Source organism: Acidovorax sp. Root70, assembly GCF_001428225.1.
In the GTDB taxonomy this organism is placed as follows: Bacteria; Pseudomonadota; Gammaproteobacteria; order Burkholderiales; family Burkholderiaceae_C; genus Acidovorax.
This window is the reverse complement of the sequence record NZ_LMHQ01000010.1, coordinates 78,043-92,861: the sequence shown is the minus strand read 5'-3', so window position 1 is coordinate 92,861 and position 14,819 is coordinate 78,043. Positions and strand designations below refer to the sequence as shown.

General features: G+C 66.0%; 15 protein-coding genes. 2 read left to right on the top strand and 13 right to left on the bottom strand.

Annotated elements, in window-relative coordinates; translation table 11 throughout:
• Positions 1 to 161: 161 nt before the first annotated feature.
• Both ASD94_RS07225 and ASD94_RS07220 read right to left on the bottom strand, forming a co-directional pair.
• Entirely contained in the window at positions 162 to 803 is a 642-nt protein-coding gene (locus tag ASD94_RS07225; protein ID WP_056640636.1) for a CoA transferase subunit B, read from the bottom strand.
• 43 nt (positions 804 to 846) lie between these two features.
• A complete protein-coding gene (locus ASD94_RS07220; RefSeq protein WP_056640632.1) occupies positions 847 to 1,554 on the bottom strand; it encodes a CoA transferase subunit A in 708 nt (235 codons plus the stop codon).
• Between the two features lie 75 nt (positions 1,555 to 1,629).
• On the opposite strand from ASD94_RS07220, the gene ASD94_RS07215 reads away from it, so the two are divergent.
• Positions 1,630 to 2,175 carry a PAS and helix-turn-helix domain-containing protein gene (locus ASD94_RS07215; RefSeq protein ID WP_056640630.1) on the top strand — a complete coding sequence of 182 codons (546 nt, stop codon included), beginning with the start codon at positions 1,630 to 1,632 and terminating at the stop codon, positions 2,173 to 2,175.
• Positions 2,176 to 2,211: 36 nt separating this feature from the next.
• On the opposite strand, the gene pcaC is transcribed toward ASD94_RS07215, so the two are convergent.
• The 11 genes from pcaC to ASD94_RS07160 form a co-directional block, all read right to left on the bottom strand.
• On the bottom strand, positions 2,212 to 2,598 hold the full coding sequence (gene pcaC, locus ASD94_RS07210) for a 4-carboxymuconolactone decarboxylase (protein WP_082576794.1): 387 nt from the start codon (positions 2,596 to 2,598) through the stop codon (positions 2,212 to 2,214).
• 182 nt (positions 2,599 to 2,780) lie between these two features.
• Entirely contained in the window at positions 2,781 to 4,982 is a 2,202-nt protein-coding gene (gene katG, locus ASD94_RS07205; protein ID WP_056640628.1) for a catalase/peroxidase HPI, read from the bottom strand.
• Between the two features lie 175 nt (positions 4,983 to 5,157).
• Positions 5,158 to 6,075, bottom strand: a complete 918-nt coding sequence (locus ASD94_RS07200; protein ID WP_056640625.1) for an SMP-30/gluconolactonase/LRE family protein — start codon at positions 6,073 to 6,075, stop codon at positions 5,158 to 5,160.
• Between the two features lie 21 nt (positions 6,076 to 6,096).
• Positions 6,097 to 7,005 carry an amidohydrolase gene (locus ASD94_RS07195; RefSeq protein ID WP_056640622.1) on the bottom strand — a complete coding sequence of 303 codons (909 nt, stop codon included), beginning with the start codon at positions 7,003 to 7,005 and terminating at the stop codon, positions 6,097 to 6,099.
• 3 nt (positions 7,006 to 7,008) lie between these two features.
• On the bottom strand, positions 7,009 to 7,962 hold the full coding sequence (locus ASD94_RS07190; RefSeq protein WP_056640621.1) for a tripartite tricarboxylate transporter substrate binding protein: 954 nt from the start codon (positions 7,960 to 7,962) through the stop codon (positions 7,009 to 7,011).
• A gap of 40 nt (positions 7,963 to 8,002) precedes the next feature.
• On the bottom strand, positions 8,003 to 9,010 hold the full coding sequence (locus tag ASD94_RS07185) for a tripartite tricarboxylate transporter substrate binding protein (protein WP_056640619.1): 1,008 nt from the start codon (positions 9,008 to 9,010) through the stop codon (positions 8,003 to 8,005).
• 63 nt (positions 9,011 to 9,073) lie between these two features.
• Complete coding sequence (locus tag ASD94_RS07180) at positions 9,074 to 10,012, bottom strand: NAD(P)-dependent oxidoreductase (protein WP_056640616.1); 939 nt, start codon at positions 10,010 to 10,012, stop codon at positions 9,074 to 9,076.
• On the bottom strand, positions 10,009 to 10,695 hold the full coding sequence (locus tag ASD94_RS07175) for a diguanylate cyclase (RefSeq protein WP_056640613.1): 687 nt from the start codon (positions 10,693 to 10,695) through the stop codon (positions 10,009 to 10,011). The genes ASD94_RS07180 and ASD94_RS07175 overlap by 4 nt, the downstream gene beginning before the upstream one ends.
• A 57-nt stretch (positions 10,696 to 10,752) precedes the next feature.
• Positions 10,753 to 11,775: a tripartite tricarboxylate transporter substrate binding protein gene (locus ASD94_RS07170; protein ID WP_056640610.1), complete on the bottom strand. Its 1,023-nt coding sequence runs from the start codon at positions 11,773 to 11,775 to the stop codon at positions 10,753 to 10,755.
• Between the two features lie 10 nt (positions 11,776 to 11,785).
• Positions 11,786 to 12,745: an amidohydrolase gene (locus tag ASD94_RS07165; protein WP_056640608.1), complete on the bottom strand. Its 960-nt coding sequence runs from the start codon at positions 12,743 to 12,745 to the stop codon at positions 11,786 to 11,788.
• 54 nt (positions 12,746 to 12,799) lie between these two features.
• Positions 12,800 to 13,804: a tripartite tricarboxylate transporter substrate binding protein gene (locus ASD94_RS07160; RefSeq protein WP_056640604.1), complete on the bottom strand. Its 1,005-nt coding sequence runs from the start codon at positions 13,802 to 13,804 to the stop codon at positions 12,800 to 12,802.
• A gap of 134 nt (positions 13,805 to 13,938) precedes the next feature.
• Between ASD94_RS07160 and ASD94_RS07155 the strand changes: the two genes are divergently transcribed.
• Positions 13,939 to 14,793: an IclR family transcriptional regulator gene (locus ASD94_RS07155; RefSeq protein ID WP_233247196.1), complete on the top strand. Its 855-nt coding sequence runs from the start codon at positions 13,939 to 13,941 to the stop codon at positions 14,791 to 14,793.
• Positions 14,794 to 14,819: the final 26 nt, after the last annotated feature.

Genomic DNA, 14,819 nt, shown 5'->3' with positions numbered 1-14,819 from the left:
AAGATCTCCGCAGGCGAAATCGGCAACGCCATGTAATTGCCAAGGCCCCATGCGCACGGCATGAGGGCTTTGTGAGAAGTGCCAATGCAAATGCAAAAGGCCGGGGCCCTGTGAGGGGCCCCGGCCTTTTTGCTACGTCTCTGCACACGTAGCGCAATGGCTTATGGGATCAGCGTGACCCCGGTCTTGGCCTGCAGGGCCTCGAAGGTCACGCCAGGAGCCAGCTCCACCACCTTCAGGCCTTGCTGAGTTACGTCCATGACGGCCAGGTCGGTGATGATGCGGTCCACCACGCCCACGCCCGTGAGGGGCAGCGTGCATTGGGGAAGAATCTTCAGGTCTTCAGTGCCGTCCTTCTTGCGGGCCACGTGCTCCATGAGCACGATCACGCGTTTGACGCCAGCCACCAGGTCCATCGCGCCGCCCATGCCCTTGACCATCTTGCCCGGGATCATCCAGTTGGCCAGGTCGCCCTTTTCGCTGACCTGCATGGCGCCCAGGATCGACAGGTTGATCTTGCCGCCACGGATCATGGCGAACGACTGGTCGCTGCCAAAGATGGACGAGCCCTTGATGGTGGTGACGGTCTGCTTGCCGGCGTTGATCAGGTCGGCGTCCACTTCGTCTTCGGTGGGGAACGGGCCAATGCCCAGCATGCCGTTTTCGGACTGAAGCCACACCTCTTTGTCGGCCGGCACAAAGTTGGCCACGAGCGTGGGAATGCCAATGCCCAGGTTCACATAAAAGCCGTCTTCGAGTTCATGGGCGGCACGGGCCGCCATTTGGTCTTGACTCCACGACATAGATACTTCTCCAGCTTGTTCTGTACGGTTGTGCGGCAGCGGCTCAAACGCCCGCTTTTTCGGTGATGGTGCGCTTTTCAATGCGCTTTTCGGGCGTGGCGTTGTGCACGATGCGGTGCACATAGATGCCGGGCAGATGGATCTGGTCGGGCGCAATGGCGCCGGTTTCCACCACCTCTTCCACTTCCACAATGGTGATCTTGCCGGCCGTGGCCGCAGCGGGGTTGAAGTTGCGCGCCGTGAAGCGGAACTGCAGATTGCCCGACTTGTCGGCACGCCAGGCCTTGACCAGCGACACATCGGGCACCAGCGAGCGCTCCATCACGTAGGTTTCGCCGTCGAACTCGCGCAGCTCCTTGCCCTCGGCCACGATGGTGCCCACGCCGGTCTTGGTGAAGAAGGCCGGAATACCCGCGCCGCCAGCACGCAGCTTTTCTGCCAGCGTGCCTTGGGGGGTGAATTCCAGCTCGAGTTCGCCGGCCAGGTACTGGCGCTCGAACTCCTTGTTCTCGCCCACATACGAAGAGATCATTTTCTTGATCTGGCGGGTTTCGAGCAGCTTGCCCAGGCCAAAGCCATCCACGCCCGCATTGTTGGAGATCACGGTGAGGTTCTTCACGCCCGAATCGCGCAGCGCGTCGATCAAGGCCTCAGGAATGCCACACAACCCAAAACCGCCTACAGCCATGAGTTGGCCGTCTGCAACCACGCCCTTCAGGGCCTCGGCTGCGGAGGGGAATAACTTGTTCACCACGATCTCCTTATGAATGGGATGCGCTACGATACTACGTACTTAAATAAGTAGTTTTCCGTAAAGATTAGCACTATGGACGTGGATTACCGACTGGCTTTCGACATGGCCCCCGTGGGGCTGGTGCTGTCGCGCAACCGCACCATGGTCGATTGCAATCGCCATGTCTGCGAGATGTTCGGCGCCTCGCGCGAGGTGCTGATCGGCCAGTCTTTCCAGATACTCTATCCCAGCGCCGACGAATATGAGCGGCTCGGTGCCCACATGGAGCCCATCCTGAATGCCAAGGGCCACTATGCGGACAACCGCATCATGAAGCGCGCCAACGGCGAAGTGTTCTGGTGCCATGTGTCAGGCCGCGCACTCAATCGCGATGCCCCGCACGAATCGGGCATCTGGAGCTTTGAGGACCTGAGTTCGCAGCGAACCGTGAAGGCCGAGCTGACGGGCCGCGAACGGGAAGTGGCTGCCCGGCTGCTGGAAGGGCTGACCTCCAAGGAAATCGGCCGGGCGCTGGAGATCAGCCACCGCACCGTGGAGATCTACCGCGCGCGCCTCATGCGCAAGTACAACGCGTCCACCGCCGCCGACCTGGTGCACAAGCTGCTCGCTGGCGGCTGAACCGGCCACCAGCGGGCTGCCCTACCGCTTTTCTGCCTACTTGGTCGGATCGTCGATGACTTCAGCGGCGGTGCGAAACGCTTCGACCGCCGTCGGCAGGCCACAGTAGACGCTGGCGTGCAGCAGCACCTCCTGCAACTCCTCAGCGGTGGCACCATTGTTCAGCGCGCCACGCACATGGCCCTTGAGCTCATGCTGCTTGCCCAGCGCGATCAGCATGGAGACGGTGATGAGACTGCGGGTCTTGCGATCCAGTCCGGGCCGTTGCCAGACATCGCCCCACGCATTGCGCGTGATGTATTCCTGGATGGGCTGCGTGAAGGATGTGGCGTTGCCCAGCGCACGGTCCACAAAATCGTCACCCATGACCTCTCGGCGGGTGGCCAGGCCTTTTTCGTAGTCTTTGGACGGGGTTGCTGTCACGCGCACTCTCCTTGAAAGGTTGAAACATCAAGGCCTGATGGTAGCGAGCACGCGCGGGACTGCCGTCCTGAAAACCACAGAACAGAAAACCCGGCGCGTGCAGTGCACGCACCGGGCTCGATCAAGGCATGTTCGGTTCACCCAACGCCGTCCTTGGACGGCATGGAGCAGAAACCTTGAGATCAGGCGTTGGCGCCGCCTGCGGCCAGGTCAAACCGGTCGAGGTTCATTACCTTGGTCCAAGCCTTGACGAAGTCCTGCACAAACACCGCCTGCGCATCGCTGCTGGCGTAGACCTCGGCCAGCGCGCGCAGCACGGAGTTGGAGCCAAACACCAGGTCGGCCACCGTGCCGGTCCATTTTTTGGCTCCAGTGCTGCGGTCCACGCCTTCCAGCACACCGGCTGAGCTCGCCGACTTCTGCCATTGGGTGCGCATGTCGAGCAGGTTCACAAAGAAGTCATTGCTCAAGGTACCGACGCGCTGCGTGAAGACACCATGGGCCGCCTGCCCCACATTGGCACCCAGCACGCGCAAGCCACCCACCAGCGCCGTCATCTCGGGCGCCGTCAGCGTGAGTTGGTTGGCGCGGTCCACCAGCAGCTCGGCCACGGCGCCTTCCAGGCCGGGGCGCACGTAGTTGCGGAAGCCATCGGCCACAGGCTCCATGACCTCGAACGACGGTACATCGGTCTGCTCCTGCGAGGCATCGGTGCGGCCGGGGGTGAAAGGCACAGTCACCTCCTGCCCGGCATTCTTCGCTGCGGCCTCAACGGCGGCGCCACCGGCCAGCACGATCAGGTCAGCGAGCGAGATCTTCTTGCCGCCGGTCTGCGCGGCATTGAAGTCGCGCTGGATGGGTTCGAGCTGACCCAGCACCTTGGCCAGCTGTGCAGGCTGGTTCACGGCCCAGTCCTTCTGCGGCGCCAGACGGATGCGCGCGCCATTCGCGCCGCCGCGCTTGTCGCCGCCACGGAACGTGGAAGCGGAGGCCCAGGCTGTGGACACCAGCTCCGAAACGGACAGGCCTGATGCCAGCACCTTGGCCTTGAGCGCGGCGATGTCCTGCGCGTTGACCAGAGCGTGATCCACGGCGGGAACTGGGTCTTGCCAGATCAGCACTTCGGCGGGCACCTCGGCTCCCAGGTAACGCGCACGGGGACCCATGTCGCGGTGCGTCAGCTTGAACCAGGCGCGCGCAAACGCGTCGGCAAATTGCTCGGGATGCGCCAGGAAGCGGCGCGAGATCTTTTCATAGGCCGGGTCAAAGCGCAGCGACAGGTCGGTGGTCAGCATGGTGGGCACCAGCTTTTTCGACGGATCGTGGGCGTGCGGGATCGTCGCGGCCGCGCCCTTGGCCGTCCACTGGTGCGCCCCTGCCGGGCTCTTGGTCAGCTCCCATTCGTAGCCGAACAGGTTTTCAAAGAAGTTGTTGCTCCACTGCGTGGGCGTGGTGGTCCAGGTCACTTCCAGGCCGCTGGTGATCGTGTCGCCGCCCTTGCCTGAGCCATGGCCGCTCTTCCAGCCCAGGCCCTGCTCCTCGATGCCTGCACCTTCGGGCTCCTTGCCCACCAGCGCGGCATCGCCAGCACCGTGGGTCTTGCCAAAAGTGTGGCCCCCGGCAATGAGTGCCACGGTCTCTTCATCGTCCATGGCCATGCGGGCAAAGGTGTCGCGGATGTCGCGCGCGGCGGCAATCGGGTCGGGGTTGCCGTTCGGGCCTTCGGGGTTCACGTAGATCAGGCCCATCTGCACCGCCGCGAGAGGGTTGGCCAGGTCACGCTCACCGCTGTACCGCTTGTCGCCCCCGAGCCAGGTGGATTCGGCGCCCCAATACACGTTCTCGTCCGGCTCCCACACATCGGGGCGGCCGCCCGCAAAGCCGAAGGTCTTGAAGCCCATGGATTCCAGTGCCACGTTGCCCGCCAGAATCATCAAATCGGCCCACGAAATTTTGCGGCCATATTTCTGCTTGACCGGCCAGAGCAGGCGGCGCGCCTTGTCCAGGTTGGCGTTGTCGGGCCAGCTGTTGAGCGGAGCAAAACGCTGTTGCCCTGCGCCAGCGCCACCACGGCCGTCTGCCAGGCGATAGGTGCCCGCGCTGTGCCAGGCCATGCGGACAAACAGCGGGCCATAGTGGCCAAAGTCTGCGGGCCACCAGTCCTGCGAGTCGGTCATCAACGCGCGCAGATCGGTCTTCACGGCGGCCAAGTCCAGGCTCTTGAATTCCTTGGCGTAGTTGAAGCCGTCACCCATCGGGTCGGTGAGCGGCGAGTTCTGGTTCAGGGGGCGGAGATTGAGCTGATTGGGCCACCAGTCGGCATTGCGGGGGCCCGTGGGCGCGGCCTTGGTGTGGTCAAAGGGGCACTTGGCTTCTGTCGTCATGGGTCATCTCCTGTGAAAGCGCGTCGGCAAAACGTATCGACAGGACAGATAGTAGGAAGCAAACGATGACAGGTAAATTGAATCGATTGAATCGTATCAATAGCCATTTTCAATAAAACACCCTCACCTCATTGATTTCAATGTGCCCCGTGGACTCACGAAACAGGCGGCCACTTCAACGCAAGTGAGCCAGCGGCAGACCAGGGGCCCCCATGTCAGCCCGCAGGATGCGGCCATGGGTCGAGTCGGTGACATACACCGTGGTGCGCCCTGCCCCGCCAAACGCCAGATTGGTGGTCGAGCTGCCCGGCACACCACGCAGCACCTGCACCGGTTCGGCCCGGTGGTTCAGCACCCACACATAGCCCAGACCGGGGTTGGCCACCAGCAAGCGGCCTTCGGCATCCATGGCCAGGCCGTCAGGGCCGCTGGGGCCATACGAGGTGAAGAACTGGCTGACCTTGGCCACGCTGCCATCGGGCAGCAGCGGCACGCGCCACACGCAGTTGCCGCGCGTCACGGCCAAATACAGCACGCGGCCATCGGGCGACAGGGCCACGCCGTTGGGGCTGGGCACGTTGTGCAGCAGCAAGTCGAGCTGGCCGTTGGGGCGCAGGCGGTACAGGCGGCCACTCGGGTCGTGCAGGCCGCTTTGGCCCTGGTCGGTGAAGTAGAGGTTGCCTTCGGCGTCAAAGATCAGGTCGTTCACGCCCTTGAAGCGCTCGCTGTTGCGGCGCTGCAGGTACGGGGTGACGGCGCCCGTCGCCACGTCGAGCTGCATCAAACCGTTCTTGTAGTCGGTGATGAGCAGCGTGCCGGGCTTCAAGAACTTCAGGCCGTTGGGCTCGCCGTCGTACTCGGCCACCAGTGCCCATTCGCCTTGGGGGTTGATGCGGAAGACGCGGCCCCAGGGGATGTCGCTGACGTAGAGGTTGCCAGCGTCGTCGAACACCGGGCCTTCGAGAAACGAATCGGTGATGGTGCCGCCCCGGTTGGCGTCGGCCCAGTCGCTGCGCTCGCGGCGGCGAAAGTGCTCGGGCATAGTGGTGAAGACGTCGAGGTCTCGGACCTCAGGGGCTTGCAGCAAAAACATGGCGGGGGCTTTCCAATTCGTTCAGGCGGGGGCGGCGGTATCGAAACCATACAGCCGCGCCGGGTTGTCGACCAGGATGCGGTCCATGGCGGCATCGCTGCCAGCCCAGGCCTGCAGCAGGTCCACCAGATCGGCATCGTTCACGGTGCCGGGCGTCTCGGTGGTGTGCGGCCAGTCGCTGCCCCACACCAGGCGGTCGGGCGCAGCCTGCACCAGGGCCTGGCCCAGCGACAGCGTGTCGGCGTAGCTGGGGCCATGCACGGTCGAGCGCATGTAGGCACCCGAGAGCTTGACCCAGGTGTTGCCCCCATCGAGCAGGCCACGCACCACGCCATAGGCCTGCGCAGCGGGGCCTTCAGCCGGGTCGATGCGGCCCAGGTGGTCGATGACCAGGGGCACGGGCAGGGTTTGCAACTGGGGCGCCAGTGCGATGAGTTGCTCGGGGTGCGCAAAGATCTGGAGATGCCAGCCCGCGCAGGCCGGGTGCTCGGCCAGCTTGCGGGCCAACGTGGCCAGCATGGCGGGCGTGGTGGTGCCCCACGATTGGGGCGAGACAAAGTTGACCCGCAGCCCGCGCACCCGGCGTGCGGCCAGATGGGCCAGTTCATCAGCACTCACGCCCTCTCCCACCACGGCCACACCGCGCGCATCGGCGCCCAGTTGGTCCAGCGCATCCAGCGTGCAGGCGTTGTCGGTGCCGTAGGTGGAGGGCGTGACCACCACCGTACGGGTGGTGCCCAGGCGCGCCTGCAACTGCCGGTACGCCGCCACGGGTGCCACCGGCGGCGTGCGTGGCCAGTGGGCTGACGGCGCAAAGCGCGGGTCAAAGATGTGCATGTGGCTATCGCACGCGCCGGGCGGCAACGGGCGCTGCGGGCGGTTCAGGCCCACAGAGTACGGCACGGGCGTGGTAAGCGCTGGCTGGGGCATGGGTCAGTCGAGTTTGATATTGCCCTTCTTCACCACCTCGCCCCACTTCGCGTCTTCCTTTTTCAAGAAGGCGGCAAAGTCTGCGGGTGTGGAGCCCACGGGCTGTGCGCCCAGGTCGGCCAGGCGCTGCTTCACTTCATCTTCCTTCAGCACGTCTTGCAGAGCCTGCTGCAGCTTGGTGGCGATGGGGGCGGGCACGCCTGCGGGCAGGAACACGCCGTTCCACTCATAGGCCTCGTAGCCGGGGATGGCAGCTTCGGCCACCGTGGGCACATCAGGCAGGCGCTTGGAGCGCTCAGGGGCCGACACAGCCAGCGCGCGCAGTTTGCCGCCCGCCACATGCGGGTAGGTGGCCGCCACGGTGCCGAACATGAAGTCCACCTGGCCTGCCATCACATCGGTGATGGCCGGGCCGCCGCTCTTGTAGGGCACATGCACCATATCGAGGCCCAGCTTCTGCGCCATCAGCTCCGCCGCGAGGCGCTGCACCGTGCCGCTGCCGCCCGAGGCAAAGTTGATCTTGCCCGGCTGTGCCTTGGCCTTGGCAATCAGCTCGCCTACGTTCTTGTAGGGCGCATCGGCCTTCACGATGAGCACGTTGGGCGCCAGCAGCACCAGCGACAGCGGCTGCAGTGCGTTGGCGGCATACGGCATCTTGGGGAACAGGTGCGGGTTGATGGAGTACGGCGTGGCGTCGTACAGCATGGTGTAGCCATCTGCCGGGGCCTTGGCCACAAAGCTCGCGCCAATGGTGCCGCTGGCACCGGCCTTGTTGTCCACGATCACGCTGCCGCCCAGCTTGGCACCCAGGCGGGTGGCCACCACACGGGCCACGGCATCGGCCGCACCGCCGGGGGCGTAGGGTACGACGATGGTGATGGGCCGGTCAGGAAAGGCGTGGGCCACGCCAGCAGCCAGGGCGCAGGCGGCGATCAGGGGTTTGAGGAAGCGAAGCATCGGTGTCTCCAATCAGTTCTGGGTTCTACAACAGGGCCGCTCAATCTGCTTTGAGGTCGAGCGCCTTGGCAATCTGGCTATAGGTGGTCACTTCGCGGGCCACGCGGGTGGCAAAGGCGTTGCCGCAGACCGATTCGGCATCCAGCCCCAGGCCGCGCAGCTTGTCGGTGGCCGATTCGCTCTTGGCAAAGTCGGCCGCTGTGCGCTCCAGCGCTTGGGCGATGGGCTCGGGCAAGCCTGCCGGGGCCAGCACGCCGTACCACACGTCGGCAGCGTAGTTGCCACCGCCTGCCTCGGCAAATGTGGGCACATCGGGCACCAGGGCGGAGCGTTTGGGCGCGCCCACGGCCAGCGCTCGCAGCTTGCCGCTCTGGATCTGCGGCAGCACCGAGCCCAAGGTTGCGAACGAGCTGTCGAGCTGGCCGCCCATCAGGTCTGTCACCACCGGCGCGGCGCCCTTGTAGGGCACGTGGTTGAGCTGCAGGCCCTGGGCGCGCGCAAACACCTCGGTGGCGAAATGGCCTGAGCTGCCCACCCCCGCCGTTCCTGCCGTCACGCGTCCGGGCTCGGCACGGGCCTTGGCCTGGTAGTCGGCCAGGGTCTTCACCGGCAGGCTGGGGGCCACCACCAACACTGTGGGGCTGCTGGCCACCGTGCACAGGGGGCGGAAGGACTTCACCGCATCAAACTTGACGCGGCCCTGGTACAGCGCCGGAATCATGGTGTGGTTGGTGGCGCCAAACAGCAGCGTGTAGCCATCGGCCGGGGCGCTGGCCACAGCCTGCGCGGCAATGATGGTGCCCGCGCCGGGCTTGTTGTCGATGATGAAGGGCTGGCCCAGCGCGCGGCTGGCGTGGTCGGCAAACGCACGCGCCACCACGTCGGTGGGGCCGCCTGCAGCAAAGCCCACCACCAGCTTCACGGGCTTGGTGGGGTAGCCTGCCGCACCTGCTTGTGCGTGGGCGGCGCTAGACGCTACTAAAACAATAGCTGCCAGCGCATGATTGACTAGCGCAAGAGGCCTATTTTTCTTGAAATTGCATGCCATGGTCTGTTGTCTCCTGTGCGGCCGGGCACCCTGCCCGGTCATGTTCTTGTGGCAGGCCAGCGCTCAGGCGACGGCTACTGCGTGCGATGCACGGGCCAGCACAGCCAGCAGGTTCTTCGCTGCGCCCACGCCCATGTTCACGTAGGCATCGCTCGTCACGCCGCCGATGTGGGGGCTGAGGATGAAGTTCTTCTCGCCCTGGAAGGGGTGGCCCGCCGTCATGGGCTCCACCGCAAAGCTGTCGAGCCCGACGGCCATGACCTGGCCCGAGCGCACGGCGGCCAGCAGTGCGGCCTCGTCGATCAGGCCGCCACGTGCCGTGTTCACCACGATCACGCCGCGCTTGCACTGCGCCAGCGTGGCGGCGTTCAGCAGGTTGCGGTTCTCCTCAGTCAGCGGGCAGTGCAAAGACACCGCATCGGATTCGCGCCAGATCGTGTCCAGGTCCACGCTCTGCACATAGTCCGGCAGGCTCTTCGCAAACGGGTCAAAGCCGATCACGCGCATGCCCAGGGCGTCGGCCATCTTGGCAAAGCGCAGGCCAATGGCGCCCAGGCCCACCAGGCCCACCGTGCGTCCGCCCAGCTCCAGGCTCTTGTGCGTGGCCTTGTCCCAGTGGCCAGCGTGCATGCGCGCATCCAATGCCACCACCGATTTGGCGCAGGCCAGCAGCAGGGCCAGGGCCTGCTCGGCCACGGCGGCGGCGTTGGCGCCCACGGCGGCCACCACTTCAATGCCACGGGCTTTGGCGGCTACCTTGTCGATGGTGTCGGTGCCACTGCCGTGCTTGGAGATGACCTTGAGCGCGGGGGCCGCGTCCATCACCGCAGCGCCCACCTTGCCGTAGCGCACGATGATGGCCACGGGGTTGTGCGCACCGCACAGGGCCACCATGTCCTCTTCCGTCGGCGTCTTGCCTGCGTAGACGATCTCGTAGCCTGTGAGCAGATCCAGGGCTTGTTGCGCCAGGTCGGCGCCTGTAACGATGATGATTGGGTTCACAGCGATTCCCCTTCCTTCAAAACGCCCGCAGCGCGCAGGGCGGCAGGCAGCCATTTCGACGCGGTGTCACCACGGGCAATGGCTTCGATGCGGGCGGCTTCGTCGGCCACCTTTTTGTCTGCCAGAGCCAGCATGGCGGGGGCCTTCTCGCGCTCGATGACGACCACGCCATCGGCGTCGCCCACCACCAGGTCACCGGGGTTCACCACCGCGCCACCGGCGCTGATGGGGTGGTTGATGCGGCCGGGCACGTACTTGGTGGGCCCTGCGGGGTTAAAGCCCGCGCTGAACACGGGGAAGTCCAGTTCCAGAATTTCCAGCTTGTCGCGGATGGCGGCGTCCACGATCACGCCGGCCAGGCCACGCTTCTTGCAGGCGCTGAGCATCAGCGTGCCCATCAGCGCGGCGGTCTGGTCGCCTTTGCCGTCGATCACCAGCACATCGCCGGGCTGGGCCAGGGCGATGGCGGCGTGGATCATGAGATTGTCGCCAGGGCGCACTTCCACGGTGAAGGCGGGGCCAGCCACCTTCATGCTCTGGTGCACAGGCGCCACGCGGCCGTGCATGGTGCCGCGGCGGCCCGCTACGTCGGCCAGGATGGCGGCTTGGTAGGTGGCGGCTTGGGCCACGACGTCGGCGCTGACGCGGTCGATGGTGCGGATGATTTCTGGGAGTTGGCTCATGGGATCGGTCCGGTTGAAGGAGTCAATGAAGAAGAAAAATGGGGGTGCGAGAAGTGCTCAGTCGGCCTTGATGTTTCCGTCTTTGATGACCTTGGCCCACTTGGCCGAGTCGGCCTTTTGCAGATCTGCCAACTGCTGGGGAGTGCCGCCCACCAGCGTCACGCCCAGCTTGTCCGCCAGGGCAAGCACGGCGGGATCTTTCAGGGATTTGTTGATTTCCTGGTTCAGGCGCTGCACCACGGCAGCGGGGGTCTTGGCAGGGGCAAACACGGCCTGCCATTGCTCGACCACGAAGTCCTTCATGCCGACCTCGCCCATCGTGGGCACGGCGGGCAAAGCCTTCAGGCGCTGGCCCGAAGTGACGGCCAGCGCACGCAGCTTGCCCGCCTGCACATGCGGCAGCGCTGCGGCGGCCGGAGCAAACATGAACTGCACCTGCTCGGCCAGCGTGTCCTGCAGCGCGGGGGTGTCGCCCTTGTAGGGCACATGAATGAAGCGCGCGCCCGTCTGCTGCTGCAGCAGCTCGCCCTGCATCTGCAGGATGGTGCCGTTGCCGCCCGAGGCGAACGCTAGCTTGCCCGGCTGCTCCTTGGCGGCCGCCAGCAAGTCGGCCACGGTCTTGAAGGGCTGGTTGGCCCCCACCACCAGGATGTGCGGGATGGTGCCGATGGTGACGACCGGCTCAAACGCTGTGATGTGGTCGTACGGCAGCTTGGCCATGAGGTGCGGTGCGATCGCCTGCGGGCCGATGGAGGTGCCCAGCAGCGTGTAGCCGTCAGGCGCGGCCTTGGCAACAAAGGCCGCGCCAATGGTGCCGGTGGCGCCCGCCTTGTTGTCCACGATCACGTTGGTGGAGAGCGCCGCGCCAACGCGCTGCGCCACATTGCGGCCGAGCACATCGGTGCTGCCGCCCGGGGGGTAGGGCACGACCCAAGTGATGACCCGGCCAGCCGGCCAGTCGCCCTGGGCCAGCGCGGGGCCTCCCAACAGCGGGCTCAGCAGCATTGCGCCTGCCACCGCAGCGAGAAGGTGGCGGCGCACGCGGCGGCAAGATGGAGATGTGTTGGTCGATGCGGTCATGGCGTGTCTCTCAGGTCGTCGGAAAGGGAGCGGAAATCGATAGGGCCCGCGCCGTGGGCGTCACGGACGCAAAGCCGTACAGCGCTGCAGGGTTGTCCACCAGCACGCGCTGCAGCGTGGTGGCCCCGCCCGGCTGGGGCGACTGCCGGGCCCACTCGGCCAGGCGGTCGATCTGCAATGCGTCGTCGGGCAGCGGGTGTACGCCGGCGGTGGCCGTGGCATGGGGCCAGTCGCTGCCCCACACCACGCGCTCGGGCGCGCAGCGCAGGTAGCTGGCGGCCAATGGGTCGAGCAGGGGGTCGTCCACGCGGTGGGTGGCGCTCACGATGTAGCCACCAGAGAGCTTGATCCACGCCCGCCCGCCCTGCAGCAGCTCCAGCAGCAGCGCATGCGCGCCCTGCCCCATCTGCGCGGGAGGTAGGCGGCCAAAATGATCGAACACCAGCGGAACGGGCAGCAGGCGCAGCACGTCGGCCCGCGCCGCCAGCAGGTCAGGTGCCATCAACAGTTGCAGGTGCCAGCCCAGTGGCGCGATGCGGTGCGCCAACGGCTCCAGCGCATCCACCGTACCCGACACGCCCAGCGACAGGTTGAGCCGCACGCCGCGCACACCGGCGGCGTGCAAGCGCTGCAGCTCGGCATCACCCTCAGTGCCGTCGATCACGGCAACACCCCGCGCCTCGATCCCCATCGCGCCCAATGCCGCCAGGCCACAGAGCATGCTGCGGTTGTCGGTGCCGTAGGTGGAGGGAGTCACCAGCACCACGCGGGTGGTGCCTATGCGCTGCTGCAGCGCGCGGTAGTCCTGCGCAGACGCATCGGGCGGCAGCAGCTTGGCTCCCGGAGCCGTGGGAAAGCCGCTGTCGTACACATGCACGTGGCAGTCGCAAGCGCCGGCAGGTACCGCAGTGCGGGGCGCCGCGGTACCTGCTGAGAAGCGTACAGGCGCAGCAGTGCTTTCGCTGGGCATGGCGAGGGCTCAGTGGGCGTGAAAAGGGGCGGTGGTAACTGGCGGCCGCGTCAGTCAGTCCAGGCTGGCGCCCGAATCCTTGACGATCTTGCCCCAGCGCGGCACTTCGGCGCGCAGCAGCTGGCTGAACTGCTCGGCCGTGCCGCCCAGCACGTCGCCGCCCTCGGAGCGCAGCCTGTCGGCCACGTCGGGTTGCTGCAGGGCCGCATTGATGGCCTTGTTGAGCTGCGCCACGATGGGGGCGGGCGTGCCGGCGGGCGCCAGGATGCCAAACCAGGTCACGGCCTCGAAGCCTTTGTACCCCGACTCCGCCAACGTAGGCACATCGGGCAGCTGCGACGAACGTTTGGCCGAGGTGATGGCCAGCACCTTGAGTTTGCCGTTGCGCACCTGGCCCAGCAGCGTGGGCACCGACGACATGTACAGGTCGATCTGCCCGCCCACCAGGTCCGTCATGGCCTGGGCCGCGCCCTTGTAGGGGATATGACGCAACTGGATGCCCGCAGCGTTCTCGGCCAGCTCGCCCGCCAAGTGGGCCACGGTGCCGTTGCCCGAATAGCCCAGGGTGAGCGCATCGGGCTTGCCCTTGGAGGCAGCCACCACATCGGCAAAGGTCTTGAAGCGCGAATTGGCGGGTGCTGCCATCACGATGGGCGAGGACGACACCAGCGCCACGGCCACCAGGTCCTTCAGCGGGTCGTAGGGGAGCTTGGGATACAGCGTGGGGTTGATGGCCAGGTTGCTGGTCTGGCCCATGACCAGGGTGTAGCCGTCAGCCGGCGACTTGGCTGTGGCGTCCACACCCAGATTGCCACCCGCGCCAGGGCGGTTGTCCACGATCACGTTCCACTTGTTCTGGTCGGTAAGCTTTTGCGCCAGGGTGCGCGCGATCATGTCCGTGCCGCCGCCCGGAGGGAACGGCACGATCAGGCGGATAGGTTTGTTCGGGTAGGCCTGCGCGAGGGCAACGCCCGCAGGCGCAGCCAGGGCGCCAAGGCCGACCAGGGTGGCGCACAGGTGCGCGCCGACTGCACGAGAAAGCGATGAAAAAGCAGGCATGGATTTGTCTCCGTTATTTGGTGGTTTGTCACACCGGTCTGCAGAACCTGCCCAGGTCCGGCGCCGTGGGTGCGACTGTACGCAGGCGTTTCAACCCATACAATGCAGTTGCACACAATGAAACTAATTCCGTCATGAGCAACCCGCCTGCCCCACCGCCACCACGGCCCCCGTCTGCGCGCCCAGCCCCGCGCAAGGCCCACACGCCTGCTGTCGCCGCCGCCCCTGCTGCAGATGTGAGCGCAGACGCAGCGACCAAAGACGCCAGCGGCGTCATCGCTGTCACGCGCGCACTGCAGGTGCTGGAGGCCTTTGCATTGGGCGAATCGAGCCTGCCCCTGGCCGAACTGAGCCGCCGCTGCGCCCTGCACAAGACCACCGTGCTGCGCCTGGCGCGCACGCTCGCGCAATCGGGCTTCATGGTGCAGCGCGAAGACGGCGACTGGCGTCTGGGCCCCGCTGCGGGCTGGCTGGGCGCGCGCTATCAGGCGGGCTTTGATGTGCAGAACGTGCTGGAGCCGGCGCTGCGCGAGCTGACGCACGCCACCGGCGAAAGCGCGGCTTTCTATGTGCGCGAGGGCAATGTACGGACCTGCCTGGTGCGCGTGGAAGGCCCGCAGGCCTTGCGCCACCACGCGCGCATGGGCGAAGGCTTGCCGCTGGACAAGGGCTCGCCGGGACGCGTGATCCTGGCGTTCTCGGGAGAGCCAGGCAAGGCCTACGAAGAAATCCGAAAGAAGGGCTACCACTGGTCCATCGGCGAGCGCGAACAAGGCGTGGCCACGGTGTCCGCCCCAGTGTTTGGCATGCACTGGCGCCTGATGGGATCGGTGTGCATTTCGGGCCCCGCCTCGCGCCTGCCGGCTGAAAAGCTGGAGTCCCTGGCCCAGACCGTGATGGCCGCGGCCACGCAGTTGTCGTATGCGCTGGCTGGCAGTTCGGCTGCGCCTGCCCACACCCCGGTGCGCGCCACCCAGTGGCATCCTTGAAGTCAGCTCCGCGGCGTCGCTTCGCG

What these genes read in the sequence shown, in the direction of transcription:
- ASD94_RS07225 (WP_056640636.1), bottom strand. Translation starts at nt 803, where the DNA reads ATGTCGTGGAGTCAAGACCAAATGGCGGCCCGTGCCGCCCATGAACTC.
- ASD94_RS07155 (WP_233247196.1), top strand. Translation starts at nt 13,939, where the DNA reads ATGAGCAACCCGCCTGCCCCACCGCCACCACGGCCCCCGTCTGCGCGC.
- ASD94_RS07175 (WP_056640613.1), bottom strand. Translation starts at nt 10,695, where the DNA reads ATGAGCCAACTCCCAGAAATCATCCGCACCATCGACCGCGTCAGCGCC.
- ASD94_RS07160 (WP_056640604.1), bottom strand. Translation starts at nt 13,804, where the DNA reads ATGCCTGCTTTTTCATCGCTTTCTCGTGCAGTCGGCGCGCACCTGTGC.
- ASD94_RS07190 (WP_056640621.1), bottom strand. Translation starts at nt 7,962, where the DNA reads ATGCTTCGCTTCCTCAAACCCCTGATCGCCGCCTGCGCCCTGGCTGCT.
- ASD94_RS07200 (WP_056640625.1), bottom strand. Translation starts at nt 6,075, where the DNA reads ATGTTTTTGCTGCAAGCCCCTGAGGTCCGAGACCTCGACGTCTTCACC.
- katG (WP_056640628.1), bottom strand. Translation starts at nt 4,982, where the DNA reads ATGACGACAGAAGCCAAGTGCCCCTTTGACCACACCAAGGCCGCGCCC.
- ASD94_RS07215 (WP_056640630.1), top strand. Translation starts at nt 1,630, where the DNA reads ATGGACGTGGATTACCGACTGGCTTTCGACATGGCCCCCGTGGGGCTG.
- ASD94_RS07170 (WP_056640610.1), bottom strand. Translation starts at nt 11,775, where the DNA reads ATGACCGCATCGACCAACACATCTCCATCTTGCCGCCGCGTGCGCCGC.
- ASD94_RS07195 (WP_056640622.1), bottom strand. Translation starts at nt 7,005, where the DNA reads ATGCCCCAGCCAGCGCTTACCACGCCCGTGCCGTACTCTGTGGGCCTG.
- ASD94_RS07185 (WP_056640619.1), bottom strand. Translation starts at nt 9,010, where the DNA reads ATGGCATGCAATTTCAAGAAAAATAGGCCTCTTGCGCTAGTCAATCAT.
- ASD94_RS07165 (WP_056640608.1), bottom strand. Translation starts at nt 12,745, where the DNA reads ATGCCCAGCGAAAGCACTGCTGCGCCTGTACGCTTCTCAGCAGGTACC.